Source organism: uncultured Xanthomonas sp. (assembly GCF_964278005.1).
Classification (GTDB): Bacteria; Pseudomonadota; Gammaproteobacteria; order Xanthomonadales; family Xanthomonadaceae; genus Xanthomonas_A; species Xanthomonas_A sontii.
Genome location: NZ_CAXYKF010000028.1, coordinates 1 through 23,228, shown reverse-complemented (window position 1 = coordinate 23,228; position 23,228 = coordinate 1). Strand labels below are relative to the sequence as shown.

Annotated in this window: 21 protein-coding genes and 1 tRNA gene; 15 read left to right on the top strand and 7 right to left on the bottom strand. The window is 68.9% G+C overall.

Annotated elements, in window-relative coordinates:
• Positions 1-79 precede the first annotated feature (79 nt).
• The 7 genes from ACHWVH_RS19980 (at position 80) to tmk (ACHWVH_RS19950) (ending at position 5,592) form a co-directional block, all read left to right on the top strand.
• Entirely contained in the window at positions 80-1,429 is a 1,350-nt protein-coding gene (locus tag ACHWVH_RS19980) for an aminodeoxychorismate synthase component I (protein ID WP_394687833.1), read from the top strand.
• A gap of 68 nt (positions 1,430-1,497) precedes the next feature.
• On the top strand, positions 1,498-2,565 hold the full coding sequence (gene mltG, locus ACHWVH_RS19975) for an endolytic transglycosylase MltG (RefSeq protein ID WP_394687832.1): 1,068 nt from the start codon (positions 1,498-1,500) through the stop codon (positions 2,563-2,565).
• The gene (tmk, locus tag ACHWVH_RS19970) at positions 2,562-3,233 is read left to right on the top strand and encodes a dTMP kinase (RefSeq protein WP_394687831.1); all 672 of its coding nucleotides are present in this window, start codon (positions 2,562-2,564) and stop codon (positions 3,231-3,233) included. The genes mltG and tmk (ACHWVH_RS19970) overlap by 4 nt, the downstream gene beginning before the upstream one ends.
• Positions 3,230-4,192, top strand: a complete 963-nt coding sequence (locus ACHWVH_RS19965) for a DNA polymerase III subunit delta' (RefSeq protein WP_394687830.1) — start codon at positions 3,230-3,232, stop codon at positions 4,190-4,192. The genes tmk (ACHWVH_RS19970) and ACHWVH_RS19965 overlap by 4 nt, the downstream gene beginning before the upstream one ends.
• Complete coding sequence (locus ACHWVH_RS19960; protein ID WP_010342469.1) at positions 4,189-4,542, top strand: PilZ domain-containing protein; 354 nt, start codon at positions 4,189-4,191, stop codon at positions 4,540-4,542. Before ACHWVH_RS19965 ends, ACHWVH_RS19960 begins: the two co-directional genes overlap by 4 nt.
• Before the next feature lie 87 nt (positions 4,543-4,629).
• Positions 4,630-4,704: transfer RNA gene (locus ACHWVH_RS19955), tRNA-Val, on the top strand.
• A gap of 207 nt (positions 4,705-4,911) precedes the next feature.
• Positions 4,912-5,592 (top strand): dTMP kinase, encoded by a 681-nt coding sequence (gene tmk, locus ACHWVH_RS19950; protein WP_295908154.1) that lies wholly within the window; start codon positions 4,912-4,914, stop codon positions 5,590-5,592.
• A gap of 151 nt (positions 5,593-5,743) precedes the next feature.
• Here the strand turns inward: tmk (ACHWVH_RS19950) and ACHWVH_RS19945 are convergent, their stop codons facing one another.
• A complete protein-coding gene (locus ACHWVH_RS19945; RefSeq protein ID WP_295909032.1) occupies positions 5,744-5,872 on the bottom strand; it encodes a type II toxin-antitoxin system Phd/YefM family antitoxin in 129 nt (42 codons plus the stop codon).
• 215 nt (positions 5,873-6,087) lie between these two features.
• Here ACHWVH_RS19945 and ACHWVH_RS19940 point away from each other — a divergent pair, with 215 nt between their 5' ends.
• Both ACHWVH_RS19940 and ACHWVH_RS19935 read left to right on the top strand, forming a co-directional pair.
• Positions 6,088-6,837 carry a DNA-formamidopyrimidine glycosylase family protein gene (locus ACHWVH_RS19940; protein WP_394687829.1) on the top strand — a complete coding sequence of 250 codons (750 nt, stop codon included), beginning with the start codon at positions 6,088-6,090 and terminating at the stop codon, positions 6,835-6,837.
• 203 nt (positions 6,838-7,040) lie between these two features.
• Entirely contained in the window at positions 7,041-7,325 is a 285-nt protein-coding gene (locus ACHWVH_RS19935) for a DUF3892 domain-containing protein (RefSeq protein ID WP_081616499.1), read from the top strand.
• A gap of 126 nt (positions 7,326-7,451) precedes the next feature.
• On the opposite strand, the gene ACHWVH_RS19930 is transcribed toward ACHWVH_RS19935, so the two are convergent.
• The 5 genes from ACHWVH_RS19930 to ACHWVH_RS19910 all read right to left on the bottom strand — a co-directional run bounded on the left by ACHWVH_RS19930 (position 7,452) and on the right by ACHWVH_RS19910 (position 14,641).
• Positions 7,452-10,664 carry an error-prone DNA polymerase gene (locus ACHWVH_RS19930; RefSeq protein ID WP_394687828.1) on the bottom strand — a complete coding sequence of 1,071 codons (3,213 nt, stop codon included), beginning with the start codon at positions 10,662-10,664 and terminating at the stop codon, positions 7,452-7,454.
• Positions 10,661-12,085 carry a DNA polymerase Y family protein gene (locus ACHWVH_RS19925; protein WP_295925306.1) on the bottom strand — a complete coding sequence of 475 codons (1,425 nt, stop codon included), beginning with the start codon at positions 12,083-12,085 and terminating at the stop codon, positions 10,661-10,663. Before ACHWVH_RS19925 ends, ACHWVH_RS19930 begins: the two co-directional genes overlap by 4 nt.
• Positions 12,086-12,095: 10 nt before the next feature.
• A complete protein-coding gene (imuA, locus tag ACHWVH_RS19920; protein WP_152239384.1) occupies positions 12,096-12,716 on the bottom strand; it encodes a translesion DNA synthesis-associated protein ImuA in 621 nt (206 codons plus the stop codon).
• Positions 12,716-13,324: a transcriptional repressor LexA gene (lexA, locus tag ACHWVH_RS19915; RefSeq protein WP_394687827.1), complete on the bottom strand. Its 609-nt coding sequence runs from the start codon at positions 13,322-13,324 to the stop codon at positions 12,716-12,718. Before lexA ends, imuA begins: the two co-directional genes overlap by 1 nt.
• A 75-nt stretch (positions 13,325-13,399) precedes the next feature.
• A complete protein-coding gene (locus ACHWVH_RS19910) occupies positions 13,400-14,641 on the bottom strand; it encodes a citrate synthase family protein (RefSeq protein ID WP_295925301.1) in 1,242 nt (413 codons plus the stop codon).
• A gap of 119 nt (positions 14,642-14,760) precedes the next feature.
• On the opposite strand from ACHWVH_RS19910, the gene prpB reads away from it, so the two are divergent.
• From prpB to prpF, 6 genes are all read left to right on the top strand, one after another.
• Positions 14,761-15,648, top strand: coding sequence for a methylisocitrate lyase (prpB, locus tag ACHWVH_RS19905; protein WP_295925298.1), 888 nt, complete (start codon positions 14,761-14,763; stop codon positions 15,646-15,648).
• A gap of 31 nt (positions 15,649-15,679) precedes the next feature.
• Complete coding sequence (locus tag ACHWVH_RS19900; protein WP_043092908.1) at positions 15,680-16,282, top strand: DUF1003 domain-containing protein; 603 nt, start codon at positions 15,680-15,682, stop codon at positions 16,280-16,282.
• Positions 16,283-16,322: 40 nt separating this feature from the next.
• Positions 16,323-17,486 carry a 2-methylcitrate synthase gene (gene prpC, locus ACHWVH_RS19895; protein WP_209032030.1) on the top strand — a complete coding sequence of 388 codons (1,164 nt, stop codon included), beginning with the start codon at positions 16,323-16,325 and terminating at the stop codon, positions 17,484-17,486.
• Between the two features lie 368 nt (positions 17,487-17,854).
• A complete protein-coding gene (gene acnD, locus ACHWVH_RS19890; protein ID WP_394687826.1) occupies positions 17,855-20,470 on the top strand; it encodes a Fe/S-dependent 2-methylisocitrate dehydratase AcnD in 2,616 nt (871 codons plus the stop codon).
• 30 nt (positions 20,471-20,500) lie between these two features.
• Positions 20,501-21,004, top strand: a complete 504-nt coding sequence (locus ACHWVH_RS19885; protein ID WP_150410525.1) for an SRPBCC family protein — start codon at positions 20,501-20,503, stop codon at positions 21,002-21,004.
• Between the two features lie 39 nt (positions 21,005-21,043).
• Positions 21,044-22,237 carry a 2-methylaconitate cis-trans isomerase PrpF gene (gene prpF / locus ACHWVH_RS19880; RefSeq protein WP_394687825.1) on the top strand — a complete coding sequence of 398 codons (1,194 nt, stop codon included), beginning with the start codon at positions 21,044-21,046 and terminating at the stop codon, positions 22,235-22,237.
• A 60-nt stretch (positions 22,238-22,297) separates the two neighbouring features.
• Here the strand turns inward: prpF and ACHWVH_RS19875 are convergent, their stop codons facing one another.
• Complete coding sequence (locus ACHWVH_RS19875) at positions 22,298-22,828, bottom strand: hypothetical protein (RefSeq protein ID WP_267100632.1); 531 nt, start codon at positions 22,826-22,828, stop codon at positions 22,298-22,300.
• Positions 22,829-23,228 lie beyond the last annotated feature (400 nt).

The window sequence follows — 23,228 nt, the reverse complement described above, 5'->3', positions numbered from 1 at the left end:
TGCTGCGGTCTCGCTTGGAGCTTGTCTGGCGACGCCTCCGTTTTCCTGACGTTTCTTTCATTCTTCCAGCGGATCTTCGATGCTGCGTACCGTTCCCTTGCCGGCCGAGGTCGATCTGCTGGCGCTGCATCGCCTGGCGCCGCAGCGGTATCCGGTGTTGCTGGAATCGGCGGCGTCGGGCACGGCGCAGGGGCGCTGGGATCTGTTGCTGGTCGCCGACGGGCAGGGCCTGCGGCTGGATCGCGATGGGGGCACCCGCGCGCTGGATGGCACGGCGGTCGCCGGCGATTTCCTCGATGCGCTGGACACGCATTGGCAGGCCGAACGCTGCGAGCGCGACGAGCCGCGCTGGCCGTTCCGTGGCGGCTGGGCGCTGCTGCTGGACTACGAACTGGCCGCGCAGGTGGAGCCGGTGCTGCAGTTGCCGCCCTCCGCCGCGGCCACGCCTGCGGCGCTGGCCTTGCGTTGTCCCGCCGCGCTGCTGCGCGATCACGTCACCGGCGACTGCGTGGCGCTGGCCGAGCCCGCGCATGCAGCGCTGCTGGACGCCGTGCTCGCCGATCTGCAGGCGCTGACCGCGGCCGCACCGGCGTCGGCCTGGCAGGCGCCGCTGGCGATCGAGGAAGACCCGCCACAGCGCTTCGTCGACGGCGTGCGCCGCATCCTCGACTACCTGCGTGCCGGCGACGTGTTCCAGGTCAACCTGTCGCGGCGCTGGTCGGCGCGCTTCGCCGCGCCGCTGGCGCCGGCGGCGCTGTACGCGCAACTGCGCCGCGCCAACCCGGCACCGTTCGCCGGCCTGTTCGTCGGCCACGGCCGCGCCGTGGTCAGTTCCTCGCCGGAACGGCTGGTGTCGGTGCGCGGCGACGTGGTCGAGACCCGGCCGATCGCCGGCACCCGCGCACGCGCGCCGGGCGACGACGAGGCCGCGCGCATCCGCGAACTGGTCGGGCACCCCAAGGAGCGCGCCGAGCACGTGATGCTGATCGACCTGGAGCGCAACGACCTGGGGCGGATCTGCGCGCCGGGCAGTGTCGAGGTCGACGAACTGATGACCGTGGAGAGCTACGCCCACGTGCACCACATCGTCAGCAATGTGCGTGGCCGGCTGCGTGCGGGCACCACGCCGGGCGAGACGATCCGCGCCACCTTCCCGGGCGGCACCATCACCGGCTGCCCCAAGGTGCGCTGCATGCAGATCATCGCCGAGCTGGAGCAGACCCCGCGCGGCGCCTACACCGGCGCGTTCGGCTGGCTCAACCGCGACGGCGACATGGACCTGAACATCCTCATCCGCACCGCCGAGGTGGATGGCGCGCAGGTGCAGTTCCGCACCGGCGCCGGCATCGTGTTCGACTCCGACCCGGAGCGCGAGCTCGACGAGACCCGGGCCAAGGCGCGCGGCCTGCTGCGCGCGCTGGAGCCGTGAGCGGGGCCGCGCGATACCGGGCCATGCCGGCCGCGCGGTATCCTGCACGTCATTGAATTCGCTCCGAGGTGGTCGTGGCTTGGGCTAAACGCGGGTGTCTGACCCTGCTGGGGACATTGCTGGTGCTGGCGCTGCTGGTGGCCGCGGCCGGCGCCTGGTGGTGGCACGGCTATCGCGCCTTCGCCGAGCAACCGCTGCAGGCGAGCCAGCCCAGCGTGGAAGTGGCGCGCGGCGCCTCGCTCAATGGCGTGCTGCGCAAGCTGCGCGCCGCCGGCGTGAACCAGGGCAGCGACCTGCAATGGCAGGTGCTGGCGCGCGAACTGGGCGTGGCCGGCAAGCTCAAGTTCGGCGAGTACGCACTGCAGCCGGCGCTGAGCCCGCGCGAGCTGCTGCTGCGCATGCGCAAGGGCCAGGTGATCCAGTACCGCTTCACCATCGTCGAAGGCTGGAACGTGCGCCAACTGCGCAGCGCCTTGAACGCGGCCACGCCGCTGGTGCACACCACCACCGACCTCAGCGACAGCGAACTGATGGCCAAGCTCGGCCAGCCTGGCCAGCACCCGGAAGGCCGCTTCCTGCCCGAGACCTACCTCTACCAGCGCGGCGATACCGACCTGCAACTGCTGCGTCGCGCGCATGCGGCGATGGACAAGGCGCTGGCCGAGGCCTGGGACGCGCGCGCCAAGGACCTGTCACTGCAGTCGCCGGAGCAGGCGCTGATCCTGGCCTCGATCGTGGAGAAGGAAACCGGCCTGGCCGCCGAGCGTCCGCAGATCGCCGGCGTGTTCGTGCGCCGCCTGCAACTGGGCATGAAACTGCAGACCGACCCGAGCGTGATCTACGGCATCGGCAGCGCCTACGACGGCAACATCCGCAAGCGCGACCTGGAGACCGATACGCCGTACAACACCTACACCCGCACCGGCCTGACCCCGACCCCGATCGCCATGCCCGGCCGCGACGCGCTGCGTGCCGCCACCAACCCGGCGCCGGGCGACAGCCTGTACTTCGTGGCCATCGGCGACGGCAGCGGCGCGCATGCGTTCTCCGCCAACTACGCCGAGCACAACGCGGCGGTGGCGCGCTACCTGCAACGCCTGCGCCAGGCGCGCAGCGACGCGGCGGTGTCGCCATGAGCGAGGCCGTGCTGCGTCACCATCGCTTCGTCAGCCTGGAAGGCGGCGAGGGCGCCGGCAAGACCACCGCGATCAACGCGATCCGCGATGCGTTGCAGGCGCAGGGCCACGAAGTGGTGCTGACCCGCGAACCGGGCGGCACGCCGCTGGCCGAGCGCATCCGCGCGCTGCTGCTGGACAAGACCCCCGGCGAGGTCGCCGAGCCGCTGGCCGCCGAGACCGAACTGCTGCTGGTGTTCGCCGCGCGCGCGCAGCACGTGCGCGAGGTGATCCGCCCTGCGCTTCAGCGCGGCGCCTACGTGGTCAGCGACCGCTTCACCGATTCCAGCTACGCCTACCAGGGCGAAGGCCGCGGCCTGGATCGCGCCTGGATCGCCGACCTGGAACGGCGCGCGGTCGGCCTGCAGCCGGGCCTGACCCTGCTGCTGGACCTGGACGTGCAGATCGGCCGTGCCCGCACCAGCGGCCGCGATCTGTGGCCGGACCGGATCGAGAGCGAGCAGGACGATTTCTTCCAGCGCGTGCGTGCCGGCTTCCGTCAGCGCGCCGCGCAGGACCCGCAGCGCTTCCGCGTCATCGACGCCAGCCAGCCGCCGCAGGCGGTCGCCCAGGCGGTCGCCGCCGCGCTGGCCGCGTGGGCGCAGCAGCAACAGGAGCCGACGCCATGAGCGACGTGCCGTTCGCGCCCTGGCAGCAGCGCGCCTACGACCAGACCGTGGCCGCGCTCGACGCCGGCCGCCTCGGCCACGGCCTGCTGATCTGCGGGCCGGAAGGCCTGGGCAAGCGTGCGGTGGCGCTGAAGCTGGCCGCGCACGTGCTGGGCCAGGGCGAACCGGCCGCGAACGTGCGCAGCGCGCAACTGATCGCCGCCGGCACCCATCCGGACCTGCACCTGATCTCGTTCATCCCCAACCGCACCGGCGACAAGCTGCGCACCGAGATCGTCATCGAGCAGGTGCGCGAGATCTCGCAGAAGCTGGCGCTGACCCCGCAGTACGGCGTGGCCCAGGTGGTGGTGGTGGACCCGGCCGACGCGATCAACCGCGCCGCCTGCAATGCGTTGTTGAAGACGCTGGAAGAGCCGCAGCCCGGCCGCTATCTGTGGCTGATCAGCGCGCAGTCGGCGCGCCTGCCGGCGACCATCCGCAGCCGCTGCCAGCGCCTGGAGTTCAAGCTGCCGCCGGCCGACGAAGCGATCGCGTGGCTGCTGGCCCAGGACTTTCCCGAGAAGACCGCGCGCGAAGCGCTGGACGCCGCGCGCGGCCATCCCGGCCTGGCCGCGCAGTGGCTGCGCGAGGACGGATTGAAGCTGCGCCGGCAGGTGGCCGCGGACCTGGAACAGGTCGCCGCCGGCAAGCTCGTCGCGCTGGACGCCGCGCAGCGCTGGAGCGGCGACGCACTCGCCGAGCAGCGCCTGGGCCATGCCGCCGACCTGGCGCTGGCGCAGGCCTCGCAGGCCGGCTTGACCGACCCGGCGCGATTGCACAAGCTGGCCGCGTGGTTCGATGCCGCCAATCGCACCCGCGATCTGCTGCGGACCACCGTGCGCGCCGACCTGGCGATCGCGGAACTGTTGCTGGCCTGGCGCGATGGCGATCGCCCGGCCCGGAGAGGGGCACAACGATGAGCGCGATGAGCGGACGCCAGGGCATCCTGTCGCTGGCGGTGAAGGACAAGGCGGCGCTGTACAACGCCTACATGCCGTTCGTGAAGAACGGCGGCATCTTCGTGCCCACCCCCAAGCGCTACTTCCTCGGCGACGAGGTGTTCCTGCTGCTGACCCTGCCCGATTCCAGCGAGCGCCTGCCGGTGGCCGGCAAGGTGATCTGGGTGACCCCGGTCGGCGCCCAGGGCAACCGCGCCGCCGGCATCGGCGTGCAACTGCCGGACAACAGCGAAGGCGAGACCATCCGCACCAAGATCGAGACCCAGCTGGCCGGCATCCTCAACGCCGACAAGCCCACCCAGACCATGTAGCGGCCGCGCGGCGACGCCGCGCAACGGACCTCGCAAGGACCCATTGACGCCGCGCGCCACAGCCCTATAATGTGCGGCTCGCGACACGGGCGGTTAGCTCAGCGGTAGAGCATTGCCTTCACACGGCAAGGGTCGCAGGTTCGAACCCTGCACCGCCCACCACGGATTTGATTGTCATGAAAAAGCCGGCCTCGTGCTGGCTTTTTTGTTTTTGCAACTTTGGCGCCGGCTGCTCAATGGCCTGTTTAGGGTGTTTGGTGAAGCTGAAGAGGCTGATGTTAGAAGCCTTTCAGGCCAGTGCCGACGTGCCTCCCTTCCTGCCGCTTGCCACTCTGTGTGGCTGGCCCTGATTCCGCTAAAGTACCCACCATGACGAAAGACACCATCCCCGGGGGGCTGCTGATCGCCATCGAGGGTATCGATGGGGCAGGCAAGTCCACGCTCGCTCGAAGCCTTGCCGCAGCTCTTGAGGCAAACGGTGCGGTGGTTAATCTGAGCAAGGAGCCAACCACCGGCCCTTGGGGAATGAAGCTGCGAGATTCAGCTGTTGTGGGTAGGCTGAGCCCGGCGCAGGAGGTGGAGTACCTGCTTTTGGATCGCCAGCAACATGTGCATGAACTCATTGCGCCAGCGCTGGAGCGTGGCGAGATTGTCATCTTAGACAGATATTTTCCGTCGATGATCGCATATCAAGGGGCTGCCGGTTTGCCCGTAGATGAGCTCCTTCAGGCGAATAGCTTTGCACCTCGCCCGAATCTGCTGCTGTTGTTGGACTTGGATCCGCTAGTCGGCTTGCAGCGAATTCGCGCGCGCGGAGATGCTCCTAATCATTTTGAAACTCCTGATAATCTCGAGAAATGCCGAGCAATCTTTTTGGCGTTAGCAGACTCTCGCATGCGGCGTATCGATGCCAGTAAAGATGCAGAGGCTGTTCTGCTTGATGCACGTGCATATGTGGCTTGGGCTATAGGTGAACGATTGGCTGCCGCTGGCATGACAGTTGAGAATGTAGAGAAAATGGGAAGACTTAATGCTGATGCATTTCTTTGATTGGTAGAGGGCGATCCTTAAATCTCGCACTAATTATTTGATTGTCGTGTGGTGATGTGTCTTGGGTTTGGCTTCTTGGGTGTTTTTAATAATTTAATATTTTTGATCGACTTCCTCAAGTTGATTAATTGAATTTAGCAGGCGAAGCGCATTATTTGGGTTGCGAAGTAGAGGCGGTTTCCTCCATCGCTTTGTAGTCCTCCAGTGATAGCATGACTACGGCTTTCTTGTGGCCACGCGTAATGGCCACTGCCTCGTGGTTATTGACCACACGGTCCATAATGTCCTCTAGAGAAGAACGTGTAGCACTGTAGGTGATTGTGTCCATGCTGTGCTCGGAGTTGTACAAGAATTTGTACGCTCATTAGGAGGCTTATCAATGGAAGTTATCAAACTACACTGTTGGTGACTGGCGATCTTCGGTCGAGCGGCTAGTGCTGTAGTTGGGTGCGTTAGGCTCACAGCCCGCTCACGGCATCGCTCGATACTCCACGCATGCCCGAAGGTCCCTCGATCGTCATCCTGAAGGAAGAAGCCGCTGCGTTCGCCGGGCGCAAGGTGCTGCGGGTATCCGGCAACAGCAAGCTGGATCTGGAGCGCATGCGAGGTCGCAAGATCCTGTCGCTGCGCAGTTGGGGCAAGCATTTCCTGATCGAGTTCGATGCGTTCAGTGTGCGCATCCACTTCGTGCTGTTCGGCAGCTACCGGATCAATGCGCGCAAGGATGCGTCGGCGCGTTTGAGCCTGGGCTTCACCAAGGGCGAGGAACTGAACTTCTACGCGTGTTCGATCAAGTTCATCGACGGTCCGTTGGATGCGGCCTACGACTGGACCGCGGACGTGATGAATCCCGGCTGGGATGCGGCGCAGGCGCGGCGCAAGTTGCGGCTGCGGCCGCATATGCTCGCTGCCGATGCCTTGCTGGATCAGGATGTGTTCGCCGGGGTCGGCAACATCATCAAGAACGAGGTGCTGCACCGGATTCGCGTGCATCCGGAGAGCGAGATCGGGGCGTTGCCGCCGCGCAAGTTGGGCGAGCTGGTGACGCAGGCGCGCGAGTACAGTTTCGATTTCTATCGCTGGAAGAAAGCCTACGAGCTGAAGAAGCACTACCAGGTGCACACCAAGACGGTCTGTCCGCGCGACGGTCATTTGCTCACTTATCGCAAGCAACTCGGCAAGGCGCAGCGGCGCGCGTTCTTCTGCGAGCACTGCCAAAAGCGATACGGGCTTGGGCTTGTCTAGGGGACGTTCTGACTACATGTCGATTAGCCCTTATCAGGTTGATGCATAGAGCTAAAAAGCTGGATATGGCCCAGCTTTGAGAGCTTGTTTACACCTCAATCTTGGTTTCCCTCAGTCTTACGCCTAAAATGTGAATTGCGTCGCACTTTGTGTATGCTTGGCTTCGACCGGGGGCGGTCCCCGGCGTACCAAGGAGAGGACACATGGCAAGTCGCCATAAGATTGGTTGCATCAACAAAGATGACAGGCAGGATAAGTACAACCGCATTACGCACGTTGGCGGAGTAAACCCCGATGGCGCAAGATGGAAGCTGACCCTTGACGAAGCCATCAATGGTATTGAATCGGGGAAGTGGTCTTTCTATACGCACGTCGGAGGCCATGAAAGGCGGGTGATCGTGGCCTCCAGAAACGGCAGGAAGTACCTTCGAACCGAGGCGGACAGCGACACGCCCGACAATTTGTTGAGTCTGCCTGAGTGCCCCTGATGCTGTATCTGGTGCCGACTACTTGTCGGCACCTCAGGAAGATTTTCTACGATTTCTATGGTGCTTGAGATTTTCGCAATCGCGAGATCCTCATGCAGAAATCATCTGGAAAACAAGCTGCTGGCCTCAATGAAAATCCCGGCTGCGGATATCCAGGCCGAGCAGCATGGGCGTCAGGTCTTCAAGGTGGGCGGCGATCAGGTGGCGGACATTGCCTTCGGTCTCGACGCGACCGCGTACCAGCAGCAGCCGGGACTCGAGCAGGGCTTGGCGCTTGCGGTCGGCCAGGCGTCGCCACACCACCACGTTGACCAGGCCGTGCTCGTCTTCGAGGGTGACGAAGGTGACGCCGCTGGCGGTCTGCGGGCGTTGGCGCATGGTCACCAGACCGGCGATGGCGACGGCGCTGGCATGCGGCAACGCGCGGAGTTCGCCGGAATGGCGGTAGCGGCGCGCCCGTAGCTGCGCACGCAGCAGGGTCAGCGGGTGCTTGCCAAGGGTAGTGCCGAGCGTCGCGTAGTCGGCGCGGATGTCCTCGCCCTGGCTGGGCAGCGGCAGTGCGACCTGTTGCTCGGGTGTGGCCGCGAGCGCTTCGAACAGCGGCCGTTGCGCTTCGACGCCGGCCACGGCCCAGCGGGCACGATGGCGATGGCCGGCCAGGGCTTTCAATGCGCCGGCGTCGGCGAGGGCGGCGCGTGCCTTGTCGTCGAGCGCGGCGCGGTGGCAGAGGTCGGCGAGGTCGTGGAACGGCGCCTGTGCGCGCGCCTGCTGCAGACGCAGTGCGGCGTCCTCGGCCAGGCCGCGGACCAGACGCAGGCCCAGGCGGATCGCCGGCTGCACCTGCGGGTCGGGACTATGCGCTTCCAGGCTGCAATCCCAATCGCTGTAGCGTACGTCCACCGGCCGCACCTGCAGGCCGTGGCGGCGTGCGTCCTGCAGCAACTGGTCGGGGCTGTAGAAGCCCATCGGCCAGCTGTTGATCAGCGCGCAGGTGAACGCGGCCGGTTCGTGGCACTTGAGCCAGCAACTGGCGTAGGTGAGCAGGGCGAAACTGGCGGCGTGGCTTTCGGGAAAGCCGTAGCTGCCGAAGCCCTTGATCTGCTCGAAGATGCGTCCGGCGAATTCGGCGGTGTAGTTCCTCTCCAGCATGCCCTGCAACAACTTGTCGCGATGCGGTTCCAGCCCGCCGTGGCGTTTCCAGGCCGCCATCGAACGGCGCAACTGATCGGCCTGGCCCGGCGTGTAGCCGGCGGCGACCACCGCGAGTTGCATCACCTGTTCCTGGAATAGCGGCACGCCAAGCGTGCGTTTGAAGACCTCGCGCAACTCGTCTGGCAGATCGTCGGTGGCCTCCTCGCCGCTGCGCCGGCGCAGATACGGATGCACCATGCCGCCCTGGATCGGGCCGGGGCGCACGATCGCCACCTGGATGACCAGGTCATAGAACTCTTTCGGCTGCAGCCGCGGCAGCATCGCCATCTGCGCGCGCGATTCGATCTGGAACACGCCGATGGTGTCGGCGCGCTGGATCATCGCGTAGGTCTCAGGGTCTTCGGCGGGAATAGTGGCGAGCGTGTAGTCGCGGCCGCGGTGCGCGCGCAGCAGGTCCAGGGTGCGGCGTAGCGCGCTGAGCATGCCCAGCGCGAGCACGTCGACCTTCATCAGTCCGACCAGTTCCAGGTCGTCCTTGTCCCACTGGATCACCGTGCGCTCGGCCATGGTCGCGTTCTCCACCGGCACCAGGGTGTGCAGCGCATGCTCGGAGATGACGAAGCCGCCGGGATGCTGCGACAGGTGACGCGGGAAGCCGATCAGTTGGCCGGCGAGCACCAGCAGCCGCCGCATCACCGGCGTGTCCGGGTCGAAGCCGCGTTCGCGCAGCAGTTCCTGTGCCGACTCCACCGGATCGCGCTGGCCCAGCGCGGACGACAGCGCGTCGACGGTGTCGCTGGGCAGGCCCAGTGCACGCGCTACGTCGCGTACCGCGCTGCGCGTGTGATAGCTGATCGCCACGGCCGCCAGTGCGGCGCGCTCGCGGCCGTAGTGACTGAAGATGTACTGGATCACTTCCTCGCGGCGGTCGTGCTCGAAATCGATATCGATGTCCGGCCGCTCCTTGCGTTCCTCGGAGATGAAACGCTCGAACAGCATGCCGATGCGGTCCGGATCGATCGCGGTGATGCCCAGCGCGTAGCACACCGCCGAGTTCGCCGCCGAGCCGCGGCCCTGGCACAGGATGTCCTTGGAGCGCGCGAAGCGCACCAGGTCGTAGACAGTGAGGAAGTAGGACTCGTACTTCAGCCGCTCGATCACGCCGAGTTCGTGTTCGATCAGGCGCCGCGCCTTGTCCGGCACGCCGTGCGGCCAGCGCTGCGCCGCGCCGCGTTCGGTGAGGATGCGCAGCCATTGCGTGGGCGTGTGCCCGGGCGGCACAAGTTCGTGCGGGTATTCGTACTGCAGTTGGCCGAGGTCGAATGTGCAGCGCTGCGCGATGCGCGCGGTTTCGGCCAGCAGTTCCGGCGGATACAGCGTCGCCAGCGTGGCGCGCGGGCGCAGGTGGCGTTCGCCGTTGGGATACAGGTGGGCGCCGGCTTCGTGCAGCGGCAGGCGCTGGCGGATCGCGGTCAAGGTGTCCTGCAGCGCGCGGCGGCCGCGTGCGTGCATGTGCACGTCGCCGCTGGCCACGGCGGGCAGTTGCAGGCGCTGCGCCAGGTCCAGCCGCGCCTGCAGCAGCGCGGCATCGTCGGGGCCACGCAGCAGTTCCACCGCCAGCCACAGCCGCTGCGGGAAGCGCGCTTGCAGCCAGGTGCCGTCCGCGGCGTCGTCGCTGTCGCCGCGCGGCAGCCACAGGCACAGCAGACCGGCGCCGTCGTCCGCGCTGGCCAGATCCTCGCGCAGGGCGCGGTAGCTGCCTTTGTCGGCGCGGCGCCGGGCCAGGGTGATCAGCCGGCACAGGCGCTGGTAGCCGTGCAGGGTCTCGGCCAGCAGCACCAGCTTGGGGCCGTGCTCGAACTGGAGCTCGCTGCCGACGATGAGGTGCAGGCCCATGTCCCGGGCCGCCTGCCAGGCACGCACGATGCCGGCCAGGCTGCATTCGTCGGTAATCGCCAGGGCGCGGTAGCCATGGTGCAGCGCGCGTTCGCACAGTTCCCAGGGATGCGAGGCGCCGCGCTGGAAGCTGAAGTTGGACAGGCAATGCAGTTCGGCGTAGTCGGGCAGGGTGGAGTCCGCTGGCGTGCGCGGCACGTTGGCGGCGGGTGCGCTGGTTGGCGCAGGGGCCGGCGTCGGCAGCAGCCGCAGGCGCGGCGGCATGCGTGGATGCGGCGGGGTGTGGCTCATGCGAACCAGCCGTGCAGCATCAGTGCGTCCGGCGCGTCGGCCGGGGCGAAGGCCCAGGCGCGCTGGCCCTGGCGGGTGCGCACCACGTAGTAATCGCGGCGCACGTCGCCGTCATCCCACCAGCCGCTCTCGATGCGTTCCGGCCCGGCCAGGCGCTCGGGCGCGCGTTCGCGCAGCGGCACTGGCCGCGCCAGCAGCCAGCCGGGCCGTGGCGGCGCGTTGGCGGCGGGTGTGGCCGTGCTGCGCGCCGTGCTGGATTCGGCGCGCCAGGCCAGTTCCGGGCGATGGTCGGCGTGCGCGCGCAGGCCGTGCACGGCGTCGTCGCCCAGGCGCGCGCGCAGGCGTTCGCGCAGTTGTTCCCACGGCAGCGCCTGCTGCGCGCGTTCGTCGAACAGTTCGCGCGCGGCCGGCACGAACGGCGGCAGTTCGTCGGCACACAGGCGTAGTGCCTGCACCGATGCCGGCACGCTGGCCTGCTGCAGGCGCCCGCGCGCCAGTTCGAACAGCATCGCCGCATCGCGCTCGGCGGCGAGCAGGCCCACCGGCACCACGCTCGGTTCCAGATCTTCGTGTTCCAGCAGCAGGCGGAAGCGCTGCACGCCGCCGTCGCGTCCGGCCAGGAACGCGGCCAGGTCCTGGGTCAGGCGACGCAGCGGGAACAGCAGCGCCTGGTTGGATTCGGTGGCATAGCCCAGTTCCACGCGCGCATCGAAGCGGTCCGGCGGCAGGTAGTACTGCAGCGGCAGCGGCGCCTGCCCGCGCAACGCGTCCAGGTGCTGCAGCAGGGCCGGCGGATAGCGCCGCGCCAGCGCGGTGCGCGGCAGTGCGAACAGCTGCTGCAGGCGGCGCAGGCCCATCCGCGCGAAGCCCTCGGCCAGGGCCGGCGACAACCCGGCGCGGGCGATCGGCAACTGCCCCAGCGCGCGCTGCAGCGCGGCGTTGTCGAGCAGGGCGATGCCGTCGTGCGCATTGACCAGCGCGCGCGCGGCCAGCGGGTGCGGCGCGACCACGATGCGGTGGCGGAAGCCCAGCGCAGTCAGTTCCTCGCGCAGCCGTGCCTCGAAGCGCGGCCAGGGCCCGAACAGGCCGAGGCTGGCCTCGATCTCCAGTAGCAGCGCGCCGGGGTAGTCGGTGCTGACCAGCGAACTGAAGCGGTACGCCCACGCCGCAAGGAACTGCTGGCTGCGGCGGCTTTCTTCGGCATCGTGCAGGGCGGTGGCGAAGCGATCGCACAGGGCCTGCGCGGTGACCAGCGATTGTCCGGGGCGCAGGCCGCGGGCGCGCGCGGCGGCGTTGACCGCCTTCAGCGTGCGCCGCTGCGGCGGACCGTCGAGCAGCGCCAGCGGTTCGTCCGGTGATGGCCAGCGGCGCAGGACGGTGTCCAGCGCCAGTTGCGGCAACAGGATGCAGGCCCAGCGCACGGCAGCGGCCTCACCCGGTCGCCAGGGCGGACAGCGCGATCGGCTGCGCCGGCGGCAGCCCGCCGCGGCACTTGAGCACGCGCAGTTGCGCCGGCGCGGCGTCGATGGCGATGCGCAGCGCGGCCGGCGACGGATTGGCGGCGGCCTTCAGCGGCCGGTAGGCGAAGCCCAGGGTGCGCCCGGTCTCGGCGGCCACCTGCAGCCGGCGCAGGGTCTTGTCGCCGGCCAGCCCCGGCCAGCACAGCACCGCCGCGCAACTGCCGGCGCGCAGGCACTGTTCGGCGGCCCAGGCCGCGTCGGCGCCGGCACGGACGATCTGCACCTGCGCCAGCGCCACGCCGGCCTGGGCCCAGGCAGCGGGGTAGGGCAGGTACGGCGGATCGACCAGCACGATGCGGCCGCCGCCCTGCGACAGCCGCGCCAGCGTCGGCCACAGCAGCTGCAGTTCGCCGATGCCGTCGGCGGCGTGCAGCAGTTCGGTCAGCGCCATCTCCGGCCAGCCGCGCGCGGGCAGCACCGCGTCCAGCGCGGCGTGCCCGGTGGGCTGCGCGCTGGGCGGCAGCGCCGTCGGCTGGCCGCGCCAGACCCGGCGTTCGGCCAGCAGGCGGTCGAGGGGGACGACGGCGGCCATCAGCCGGGCCGGATCAGGCCGCAGTAATGCCCTTCGATGGCGAAGTCCTGCCCGGGAGCGACCACGATCGGCGCATAGGCGGGATTGCGCGGCAGCAGCGCGATGCCGTTGCCATCGGCGCGGTAGCGCTTGATGGTGAGCTCGCCGTCCAGCCGTGCCACCACGATCTGGCCGTTGTGCGCATCGGCAGCGCGGCGCACCCCGACCAGGTCGCCGTCGAGGATGCCGTCGTCGATCATCGAATCGCCCTGCACCCGCAGCAGGTAGTCCGGGCGCAGCGCGAACACCGCGCGGTCCAGGCGCAACTGCTGGTCCAGGCCGATGTCGGCACCGATCGGCGCGCCGGCGGCGACCCGACCCAGCACCGGCAGTTGCAGCAGTTCGCTGCGCGCGCCGGCCTGCGCCGGGCGCAGGCTGCGCGCCTGCTGCGGCACCTGCTCCAGCAGTCCGGCCTCGACCAGCGCCTGCACGTGCTTGCGCGCGGCATTGCGCGAGGCGAAGCCGAAGCGTTCGGCGATCTCGGCCAGGCTCGGCGGCCGCCCGTCCTGCTCGATGCAGGCGTGGACGTAGGTGAGGATGGCGGCGCGCTGCGGGGACAGAGTGGTCATGGTGTACATTTGTACACCGAGGGCGCGGCCTTGGCGAGATGGGGCGCTGAACGCGTTCGGCGTCTCTCGGCGGTGTCAGCCGCGCCCAGCGCCATCCTCCGGCATCGCCCCGGTGTAGCGCGCCCGTGGCCGGATCAGCTTGCCCAGGGCCTGCTGCTCCAGGGCGTGGGCCAGCCAGCCGGCCTGGCGGGCGGCGGCGAACAGCACCAGGGCGTGCGCCGCCGGCAGGTCGTGGACGAAGCAGAGCGCGGCCAGCAGGCAGTCGATGTTCGGGCGCTGGCCGCTGCAGTCCTGGGCGGCGGCGATTACCGAATCCACGTGCTGCATGCGTGCGCTGCCGCCGCTGCGTTCGCGCAGCAGGCGCAGCACTTCGGCTGCGCGCGGGTCGCCGTCGGGGTACAGGGCGTGGTGGAAGCCGGGCAGGTCGTCGCCGCGCTGCCAGCGTTCGGCGATCAGGGCGGCGGCGCTGGGCGCGTCCTGGGCGTCGCGCAGCAGGGCGTGGGCGCGGGCGGTGGCGCCGCCGTGGCGCGGGCCGGACAGGGCGGCCAGGCCGGCGCTGACGGTGGCATGCAGCGGCGCGCCGGTGGAGGCGACCACGCGGGCGGCGAAGGCGGAGACGTTGAGTTCGTGGTCGGCGCACAGCAGCAGCGCGGCGCGCACCAGTTCGGCGAAGTCGGCATCGCCGGGACGCCAGTGGTCGGCGATCAGGCGATGCAGGGGGCGTGCGTCCGGTGCGGTGCCGACCAGCAGCGCGGCGTTCTGCCGCAGCAGGGTGGCGGCGATCTCGCGGCGCACGCCGGGGGCGGCGTTGAGCGATTGGCGCAGGTCCAGAGCCAGCAGCGGGATGCAGGCCATAGCGCGTTCCAGCGGCGGCAGCGCGGCATGCCCGGCCAGCGGCGCCAGCACCGCCGGCCACGGCGCGACCGGGGCGCTGGCGAACGGGTCTTCGCCGTCGGGGCAGTCCCACAGCAGCCGCGCGACGTCCTCCAGGCTGGCGCCGGCGCGCACCATGGCCACCGCCGAGCGTCCGCGGTAGTAGGGGCCGTCCGGGCGGATCAGCGAGATCCGCGTCTCCAGCACCGGCAGGCCGCGGTCCAGGCTCTGCGCGGCACCGCGCGCGGCGCCGCGGCCGGCGCGTTTGCGCTGCGCCAGCCGCTCCACTTCGGCGCGCAGGTAGGCGCGGCTGCGGTGGTCGGGACCAGCGCGCGAGCTGAGCAGGCCGCGGCTGACGTAGGCGTACAGGGTGGCGCTGCTGATGCCGAGCAGGGCGCAGGCCTGCGCGGCGGAGATCAGGTTGCGGTCGGGGCTGTCGGACATGAAGGGACGATAGGTTGATTCATTGAATCAAGATTGATCCATGCCGGCGAGAGTGCCAGATTGGCGCCCATCGCGGAACGCCCGGCGGGGCGCCGCCGCCTCTTCGTCAGGAGCCGCCCATGTCCCTCGTTTCCCCCGGCGCCGGTTTCCGCGCCGCCCTGGCCGCCGAAGCGCCGCTGCAGGTGATCGGCGCGATCAACGCCAACCATGCGCTGCTGGCGCAGCGCGCCGGCTACAAGGCCATCTACCTGTCCGGCGGCGGCGTTGCCGCCGGCTCGCTGGGCCTGCCGGACCTGGGCATCAACACACTTGAAGACGTGCTGATCGACGTGCGTCGCATCACCGACGTGTGCCCGCTGCCGCTGCTGGTGGACATCGACACCGGCTTCGGGCCGAGCGCGTTCAACATCGAACGCACCATCAAGGCGCTGATCAAGGCCGGCGCGGCGGCCTGCCACATCGAGGACCAGGTCGGCGCCAAGCGCTGCGGTCACCGCCCGGGCAAGGAGATCGTCAGCCAGGGCGAGATGGTGGACCGGGTCAAGGCCGCGGCCGATGCCAAGACCGATCCGGACTTCTTCCTGATCGCGCGCACCGACGCGATCCAGACCGAGGGCGTGGACGCGGCGATCGGACGCGCCATCGCCTGCGTGGAGGCCGGCGCCGACGGCATCTTCGCCGAGGCCGCGTACGACCTGGACACCTACCGCCGTTTCGTCGACGCGGTGAAGGTGCCGGTGCTGGCCAACATCACCGAGTTCGGCAAGACCCCGCTGTTCACCCGCGACGAACTGGCGTCGGCCGGCGTGGCGATCCAGTTGTTCCCGCTGTCGGCGTTCCGCGCCGCCAACAAGGCCGCCGAGGACGTGTACACCGCGATCCGCCGCGACGGCCATCAACAGGGAGTGCTGGAGCGCATGCAGACCCGCGAGGAGCTGTACGAGCGCATCGGCTACCACGCCTTCGAGCAGCGCCTGGATGCGCTGTTCGCCGGCAAGGGCGCATGATCGGCGGCGATTTTCCTGCCCGGGCCTGCCCATGAATACCCACGCCAGCGCTGCCTCGTTCCTGCGCAGCCGCATCGACCGCCGCCAGACCGCGCGGCATCTGCTGCAGACCGAACTGGACAAGCTGTCCGAGGCCGAGCGCGAGGTGGTGGAGCGCTTCATCGCCAAGCGCCACGTGGCCCGCGACATCGTCACGCAGGCCGACCGCGACCGCTCGCTGGGCGAGCGCGTCGCCGACCGCGTCGCCGCGATCGGCGGCAGCTGGACGTTCATCATCGGCTTCTGCGTGGTGCTGCTGGGCTGGATCGTGCTCAACAGCCTGGTGCTGGCGCACGCCTTCGATCCGTATCCCTACATCCTGCTCAACCTGTGCCTGTCGTGTCTGGCCGCGATCCAGGCGCCCGTGATCATGATGAGCCAGAACCGCCAGGCGGCGGTGGACCGCCTGCATGCGCAGAACGACTACGAAGTGAACATCAAGGCCGAGCTGGAGATCCTGCAGGTGCACGAGAAGCTCAACCAGCTGCGCGAGCAGGACTGGGCGACGCTGGTAGAACTGCAGAACCGCCAGATCCTCATGCTGCAGCAACTGCTCGAGCGCGCCGGCGTCACGCCGTCGCCGCAGGCCCCCTGATCCACCGCACTCATCCGACCGCAACACCGGGAGATTCGCCATGAACGACACCGCTCCGCAGACCGCCCCCGCCTTCAAGCCGAAGAAATCGGTGGCCCTGTCCGGCACCGCCGCCGGCAACACCGCGCTGTGCACGGTGGGCCGCAGCGGCAACGATCTGCACTACCGCGGCTACGACATCCTGGACCTGGCGCGCAGCAGCCAGTTCGAGGAGATCGCCTACCTGCTGGTGCACGGCAAGCTGCCCAGCAACAGCGAGCTGCGCGGCTACAAGGCCAAGCTGCGCTCGCTGCGCGGCATCCCGGCCGCGGTCAAGGCCGCGCTGGAGCAGTTGCCGCCATCGGCACATCCGATGGACGTGATGCGCACCGGCGTGTCGGTGCTGGGCTGCGTGCAGCCGGAGAAGGACGACCACAACCATCCCGGCGCGCGCGACATCGCCGACAAGCTGATGGCCAGCCTCGGCTCGATGCTGCTGTACTGGTACCACTACAGCCACAACGGCCGGCGCATCGAGGTGGAGACCGACGACGATTCGATCGGCGGGCATTTCCTGCGCCTGCTGCACGGCTTCAAGCCGCACGAGGAATGGGTGCAGGCGATGCACACCAGCCTGATCCTGTACGCCGAGCACGAGTTCAACGCCTCCACCTTCGCCTGCCGGGTCATCGCCGGCACCGGCAGCGACATGTACAGCGCCATCGCCGGCGGCATCGGCGCGCTGCGCGGGCCCAAGCACGGCGGCGCCAACGAGGTCGCCTTCGAGGTGCAGAAGCGCTACGACACCCCGGACGAGGCCGAGGCCGACATCCGCGCGCGGGTCGAGCGCAAGGAAGTGATCATCGGCTTCGGCCACCCGGTGTACACGGTGTCGGACCCGCGCAACCAGGTCATCAAGGACGTGGCGCGCGAACTGTCCGAGGCCCAGGGCAGCCGCAAGATGTACGACATCGCCGAGCGGCTGGAGACGGTGATGTGGGACATCAAGAAGATGTTCCCGAACCTGGACTGGTTCAGCGCGGTCAGCTACCACATGATGGGCGTGCCGACGGCGATGTTCACTCCGCTGTTCGTGATCGCCCGCACCGCCGGCTGGAGCGCGCACATCATCGAGCAGCGCATCGACGGCAAGATCATCCGCCCCAGCGCGCACTACGTGGGGCCGGAGGATCAGGCGTTCGTGCCGATCGACCAGCGCAGCTGATCCTCCCCTCTCCCGTCGGGAGAGGGGTCGGGGGGTGAGGGTACGGGCGCAGCCTCGTGGCGTTGGGTTGCATTGAGCTTCGCCCGTACCCTCATCCGCCCCTCATGAGGAATCGGATTGCACCAGGCTTCGCCTCTTACCCTCATCCGCCCTCATGAGGAGACTGAGTGCACTAGGCTTCGCTCGTACCCTCATCCGCCCGCATGAGGAATCGGATTTCACCAGGCTTCGCCCGTACCCTCATCCGCCCCTCATGAGGAATCGGATTGCACCAGGCTTCGCCCCGTACCCTCATCCGCCCCTTCGGGGCACCTTCTCCCGAAGGGAGAAGGGGTCCTGTCTTCGCTTTTTTTCTACTGTAGCCAGCCATGAACAGCCACTACCGTAAATCCCTTCCCGGCACCGCGCTGGACTACTTCGACGCGCAGGCCGCAGTCGATGCGATCAGCCCGGGCGCCTATGCCAGCCTGCCTTACGTGTCGCGGGTGTTCGCCGAGAACCTGGTGCGTCGCTGCGATCCGGATCTTCTGCACGACGCCTTGCTGCAGTTGATCGAGCGCCGCCGCGACCTGGATTTTCCGTGGTTTCCGGCGCGGGTGGTGTGCCACGACATCCTCGGCCAGACCGCGCTGGTCGACCTGGCCGGGCTGCGCGATGCCATCGCCGAGCAGGGCGGCGACCCGGCCAAGGTCAATCCGGTGGTGCCGGTGCAGTTGATCGTCGATCACTCGCTGGCGGTGGAGTGCGGCGGCGACGATCCGCAGGCCTTCGCCAAGAACCGCGCGATCGAGGATCGCCGCAACGAGGATCGCTTCCACTTCATCGATTGGAGCAAGCGCGCGTTCCGCAACGTGGACGTGATCCCGCCGGGCAACGGCATCATGCACCAGATCAACCTGGAGAAGATGTCGCCGGTGATCTACGTGCACGACGGCGTCGCCTTCCCCGATACCTGCGTGGGCACCGACAGCCACACCCCGCACGTGGACGCGCTGGGCGTGATCGCGATCGGCGTCGGCGGGCTGGAAGCGGAGAGCGTGATGCTAGGCCGCGCCTCGTGGATGCGCCTGCCGGACATCGTCGGCGTCGAGCTGAGCGGCCGGCCGCAGCCCGGCATCACCGCCACCGACGTGGTGCTGGCGTTGACCGAGTTCCTGCGCCAGGAGCGTGTGGTTGGCGCCTATCTGGAATTCTTCGGCGAAGGCGCCGCCGCGCTGACCATCGGCGACCGCGCCACCATCTCCAACATGTGCCCGGAATACGGTGCCACCGCGGCGATGTTCTACATCGACCAGCAGACGCTCGACTACCTGCGCCTGACCGGGCGCGAGGAAGCGCAGGTGGCGCTGGTGGAGCAGTACGCACGTACCACCGGGCTGTGGGCCGATGCGCTGGCCACCGCGCAGTACGAGCGCGTGCTGCGCTTCGACCTGTCGCAGGTCGTGCGCAACATGGCCGGCCCCAGCAACCCGCACAAGCGCGTGGCGACCACCGAACTGGCCGCGCGCGGCATCGCCGACGCCACCAAGCTGGCCGCCGGCCAGGCCGAGCAGGCGCAGGGGCGCATGCCCGACGGCGCGGTGATCATCGCCGCCATCACCAGTTGCACCAACACCTCCAACCCGCGCAACGTCATCGCCGCCGGCCTGCTGGCGCGCAATGCGCGCGCGCGCGGCCTGGCCCGCAAGCCATGGGTGAAGACCTCGCTGGCGCCCGGTTCCAAGGCGGTGCAGCTGTACCTGGAAGAGGCCGGCCTGCTGTCGGACCTGGAGGCGTTGGGCTTCGGCATCGTCGCCTTCGCCTGTACCACCTGCAACGGTATGAGCGGCGCGCTGGATCCGCGCATCCAGCAGGAGATCGTGGAGCGCGACCTGTACGCCACCGCGGTGCTGTCGGGCAACCGCAACTTCGACGGGCGCATCCATCCCTACGCCAAGCAGGCGTTCCTGGCATCGCCACCGCTGGTGATCGCCTACGCCATCGCCGGCACGGTGCGCTTCGACATCGAGAAGGACGTGCTGGGCACCGACGCCGACGGCCGCCAGGTGCGGCTGAAGGACATCTGGCCCAGCGACGCCGAGATCGATGCGGCGGTGCGCGCCGCTGTGAAGCCGGAGCAGTTCCGCCGCGTCTATGCGCCGATGTTCAACGTGCGCGTGGAGCAGGGCGCGCCGGTGGCGCCGCTGTACGCCTGGCGCCCGCGCAGCACCTACATCCGACGCCCGCCGTACTGGGAAGGCGCGCTGGCCGGCGAACGCACGCTGCGCGGCATGCGCGCGCTGGCGGTGCTCGGCGACAACATCACCACCGACCACCTGTCGCCGTCCAACGCGATCCTGGCCGACAGCGCCGCCGGCGAATACCTGGCGCACATGGGCGTGCCGGAGGAGGACTTCAATTCCTACGCCACCCATCGCGGCGACCACCTCACCGCGCAGCGCGCCACCTTCGCCAACCCGAAGCTGATCAACGAGATGGCGGTAGTAGATGGCAAGGTGCAGCAGGGCTCGCTGACCCGGCTGGAGCCGGACGGGCAGGTGCTGCGCATGTGGGAGGCGATCGAGACCTACATGGCGCGCAAGCAGCCGCTGATCGTGATCGCCGGCGCCGACTACGGCCAGGGTTCCTCGCGCGACTGGGCGGCCAAGGGCGTGCGCCTGGCCGGGGTCGAGGCGATCGTCGCCGAGGGCTTCGAGCGCATCCACCGCACCAACCTGATCGGCATGGGCGTGCTGCCGCTGCAGTTCCTGCCGGGCACCACGCGCACGACCCTGGGCATCGACGGCAGCGAGACCTTCGACGTGGTCGGCGCGCGCACGCCGGGCGCCACGCTGACCCTGCGCATCGTACGCAAGGACGGCGGTGTGGTGGAGGTGCCGGTGCTGTGCCGCCTGGACAGCAACGAGGAAGTGTCCATCTACGAAGCCGGCGGCGTGCTGCAGCGCTTCGCCCAGGATTTCCTCGAGGACGCCCGCAGCGCCTGAGCCGGCTGCCGCTGTCATCGGGCGCGTGCCATGCTGGCCGCGCCCGCCACCGCCGAGGAGACCGCCATGACCACGTCCGCCGCCACCACCGGAACCGTCCACCTGCATCGCGTGCTGCGTGCGCCGGCCGAACGCGTCTACCGCGCCTTCCTGGAGCCGGCGGCGCTGGTCAAATGGCTGCCGCCGCATGGCTTCGTCGCCACCGTGCATGCGCTGGACGCGCGGGTGGGCGGCAGCTTCCGGATGAGCTTCACCAACCTCGGCACCGGCACCAGCAGTGCCTTCGGCGGCACCTATCTGGAACTGGTGCCCGGCCAGCTGATCCGTCACACCGACCGCTTCGACAACCCGGACCTGCCCGGCGAGATGATCGTGACCGTGCGGCTGCGGCCGGTGGCCTGCGGCACCGCGCTGGAGATCGTGCAGGAGGGCATCCCGCCGCAGATCCCGGTGGAGTTCTGCCATCTCGGCTGGCAGGAGTCGCTGACCCTGCTGACGCAACTGGTCGAACCCGAAATTCCCGATTCGCCCTGATCCGCCGTCTCTTCTTTTCGTACGCACCCCGGAACCGCCATGGCCCACGCTCCGCAACTCCGCATCCCCGCCACCTACATGCGCGGCGGCACCTCCAAGGGCGTGTTCTTCCGCCTGCAGGACCTGCCCGCGGCGGCGCAGACGCCGGGCCCGGCGCGCGATGCGCTGCTGCAGCGGGTGATCGGCAGCCCCGATCCCTATGCCAAGCAGATCGACGGCATGGGCGGGGCCACCTCCAGCACCAGCAAGACCGTGATCGTGGCGCCGAGCACGCGACCGGACCACGACGTGGACTATCTGTTCGGCCAGGTGGCGATCGAGCGCGCCTTCGTGGACTGGAGCGGCAACTGCGGCAACCTGTCGGCCGCGGTGGGACCGTTCGCGATCGCCGCTGGGTTGGTCGATCCGGCGCGGATTCCGCGCGATGGCGTGGCCACGGTGCGGATCTGGCAGGCCAACATCGGCAAGACCATCGTCGCGCAGGTGCCGATGACCGACGGCGCGGTGCAGGAGACCGGCGATTTCGAACTGGACGGGGTGACCTTCCCGGCGGCGGAGATCGCGCTGGAATTCCTCGACCCGGCCGCCGACGAGGACGGCGCCGGCGGCGCCATGTTCCCCACCGGCAACCTGGTCGACACGCTGGAAGTACCCGGCGTCGGCAGCTTCCAGGCGACCCTGATCAACGCCGGCATTCCCACCATCTTCCTTGAAGCGCAGGCGCTGGGTTACCAGGGCACCGAACTGCAGGACGCGATCAACGGCGATGCGCAGGCGCTGCAGCGCTTCGAGACCATCCGCGCGTACGGCGCGCTGCGCATGGGCCTGATCGCCACGCTGGAAGACGCGGCGACCCGCCAGCACACTCCCAAGGTCGCCTTCGTCGCGCCGCCGGCCGACTACACCGCCTCCAGCGGCAAGCCGGTGGCGGCCGCCGACATCGACCTGCTGGTGCGGGCGATGTCGATGGGCAAGCTGCACCACGCGATGATGGGCACCGCGGCGGTGGCGATCGGCACCGCCGCGGCGATCCCCGGCACCCTGGTCAACCGCGCCGCCGGCGGCGGCGAACGCACCGCGGTGCGCTTCGGCCACCCCTCGGGCACCTTGCGGGTCGGCGCCGAGGCGCGCCAGGTGGACGGCCAGTGGACCGTCACCAAGGCCTTGATGAGCCGCAGCGCGCGGGTGCTGATGGAAGGCTGGGTGCGGGTGCCGGAGACGCCGGCCGGTTGAGCCGGCAGGCCGTGCGCAGGCACCAGCGCCGCACGGCGCAGTCAACGGTGGCGGGACCGCTCAACTGCAGTCCGCGTTGAGCGACGGGTAGGCCGTATTGAGCAGCCATTTGCCAGCCGTGCCTTTCGCGCCCGGAGAGTTGGCGTACCAGAAGCAGACCTTGACCGGGGTGAACTCGGTCCACTCGGTGCAGATGTTGTTCTTGCCGACTGCGGTGCAGGTCCAGCCCGACGTGACGCCGACGGTGGCCGCATCGGCGATGTCCCTTTTGCCGCCGCTGGTGCCGCATTCGGCATGTGTGCCGGCTGCGCCACGCCAGGTGTCGAACGCGCCCTTGAAGGTCGCCCAGTTGGCGAAGGCCGATTTCCCAAGCTGGCTCTGGTCGCCGCTTTTCGGAAGCGGGCTCCGTGCATCGCGCATGTGCAGGCCGACATGGCCGCCCTGGCCGCCGGCAGCGCGGTTGGCGGTATCGGACGCGGCGCTGGCAATGATGTTGTCCTTGTCGGCGCAGGGGGTGAGGGCTTGGGCGGAGCAGGCGACCAGCGTCGCGCAGAACGCGGCGACGAGGGACAGGGATCGGGGTGTGAACATCGGGGTCTCTCCAGGGCAGCGCGGATGCGCGCTCTTCAGACGTCAGTAGCGGTCGCTGTGTGAAGCGGCGCGCGGTATGCGATGCGATTTCGTGCGGCCCGGTTGGGCTTGCGGCAGCGTGATGGCCGTCTGCGCTGCTTGCGTTTCGGCCGCGGGCGAAGAGCGTTCGGTTTGGCATGGGCGTTTGGAAGAGCGGCGTGGCATGGATCGAGCATCGTCGCGGCGTGTTGCTGCCACCGGTGCGCCAACGCGGCCTGGAGCCGGAGGACTTCGCGCGTCGGGACTGAAGTCCCTCCCACAAGGCATCTCGCGGTCCCATGCTCCGCCACCGCCACCGCCACCGGTGCCGGCGACTGCGCGCTGTGCATGTCCTTGTGGGAGGGACTTCAGTCCCGACGCG

Excerpts from the sequence above, each read along its gene's own strand:
- ACHWVH_RS19980 (WP_394687833.1), top strand. The coding sequence starts at position 80 with ATGCTGCGTACCGTTCCCTTGCCGGCCGAGGTCGATCTGCTGGCGCTG.
- tmk (WP_394687831.1), top strand. The coding sequence starts at position 2,562 with ATGAGCGAGGCCGTGCTGCGTCACCATCGCTTCGTCAGCCTGGAAGGC.
- ACHWVH_RS19965 (WP_394687830.1), top strand. The coding sequence starts at position 3,230 with ATGAGCGACGTGCCGTTCGCGCCCTGGCAGCAGCGCGCCTACGACCAG.
- ACHWVH_RS19960 (WP_010342469.1), top strand. The coding sequence starts at position 4,189 with ATGAGCGCGATGAGCGGACGCCAGGGCATCCTGTCGCTGGCGGTGAAG.
- tmk (WP_295908154.1), top strand. The coding sequence starts at position 4,912 with ATGACGAAAGACACCATCCCCGGGGGGCTGCTGATCGCCATCGAGGGT.
- ACHWVH_RS19945 (WP_295909032.1), bottom strand. The coding sequence starts at position 5,872 with ATGGACCGTGTGGTCAATAACCACGAGGCAGTGGCCATTACGCGTGGC.
- ACHWVH_RS19940 (WP_394687829.1), top strand. The coding sequence starts at position 6,088 with ATGCCCGAAGGTCCCTCGATCGTCATCCTGAAGGAAGAAGCCGCTGCG.
- ACHWVH_RS19935 (WP_081616499.1), top strand. The coding sequence starts at position 7,041 with ATGGCAAGTCGCCATAAGATTGGTTGCATCAACAAAGATGACAGGCAG.
- ACHWVH_RS19930 (WP_394687828.1), bottom strand. The coding sequence starts at position 10,664 with ATGAGCCACACCCCGCCGCATCCACGCATGCCGCCGCGCCTGCGGCTG.
- imuA (WP_152239384.1), bottom strand. The coding sequence starts at position 12,716 with ATGGCCGCCGTCGTCCCCCTCGACCGCCTGCTGGCCGAACGCCGGGTC.
- lexA (WP_394687827.1), bottom strand. The coding sequence starts at position 13,324 with ATGACCACTCTGTCCCCGCAGCGCGCCGCCATCCTCACCTACGTCCAC.
- ACHWVH_RS19910 (WP_295925301.1), bottom strand. The coding sequence starts at position 14,641 with ATGTCCGACAGCCCCGACCGCAACCTGATCTCCGCCGCGCAGGCCTGC.
- prpB (WP_295925298.1), top strand. The coding sequence starts at position 14,761 with ATGTCCCTCGTTTCCCCCGGCGCCGGTTTCCGCGCCGCCCTGGCCGCC.
- ACHWVH_RS19900 (WP_043092908.1), top strand. The coding sequence starts at position 15,680 with ATGAATACCCACGCCAGCGCTGCCTCGTTCCTGCGCAGCCGCATCGAC.
- prpC (WP_209032030.1), top strand. The coding sequence starts at position 16,323 with ATGAACGACACCGCTCCGCAGACCGCCCCCGCCTTCAAGCCGAAGAAA.
- acnD (WP_394687826.1), top strand. The coding sequence starts at position 17,855 with ATGAACAGCCACTACCGTAAATCCCTTCCCGGCACCGCGCTGGACTAC.
- ACHWVH_RS19885 (WP_150410525.1), top strand. The coding sequence starts at position 20,501 with ATGCTGGCCGCGCCCGCCACCGCCGAGGAGACCGCCATGACCACGTCC.
- prpF (WP_394687825.1), top strand. The coding sequence starts at position 21,044 with ATGGCCCACGCTCCGCAACTCCGCATCCCCGCCACCTACATGCGCGGC.
- ACHWVH_RS19875 (WP_267100632.1), bottom strand. The coding sequence starts at position 22,828 with ATGTTCACACCCCGATCCCTGTCCCTCGTCGCCGCGTTCTGCGCGACG.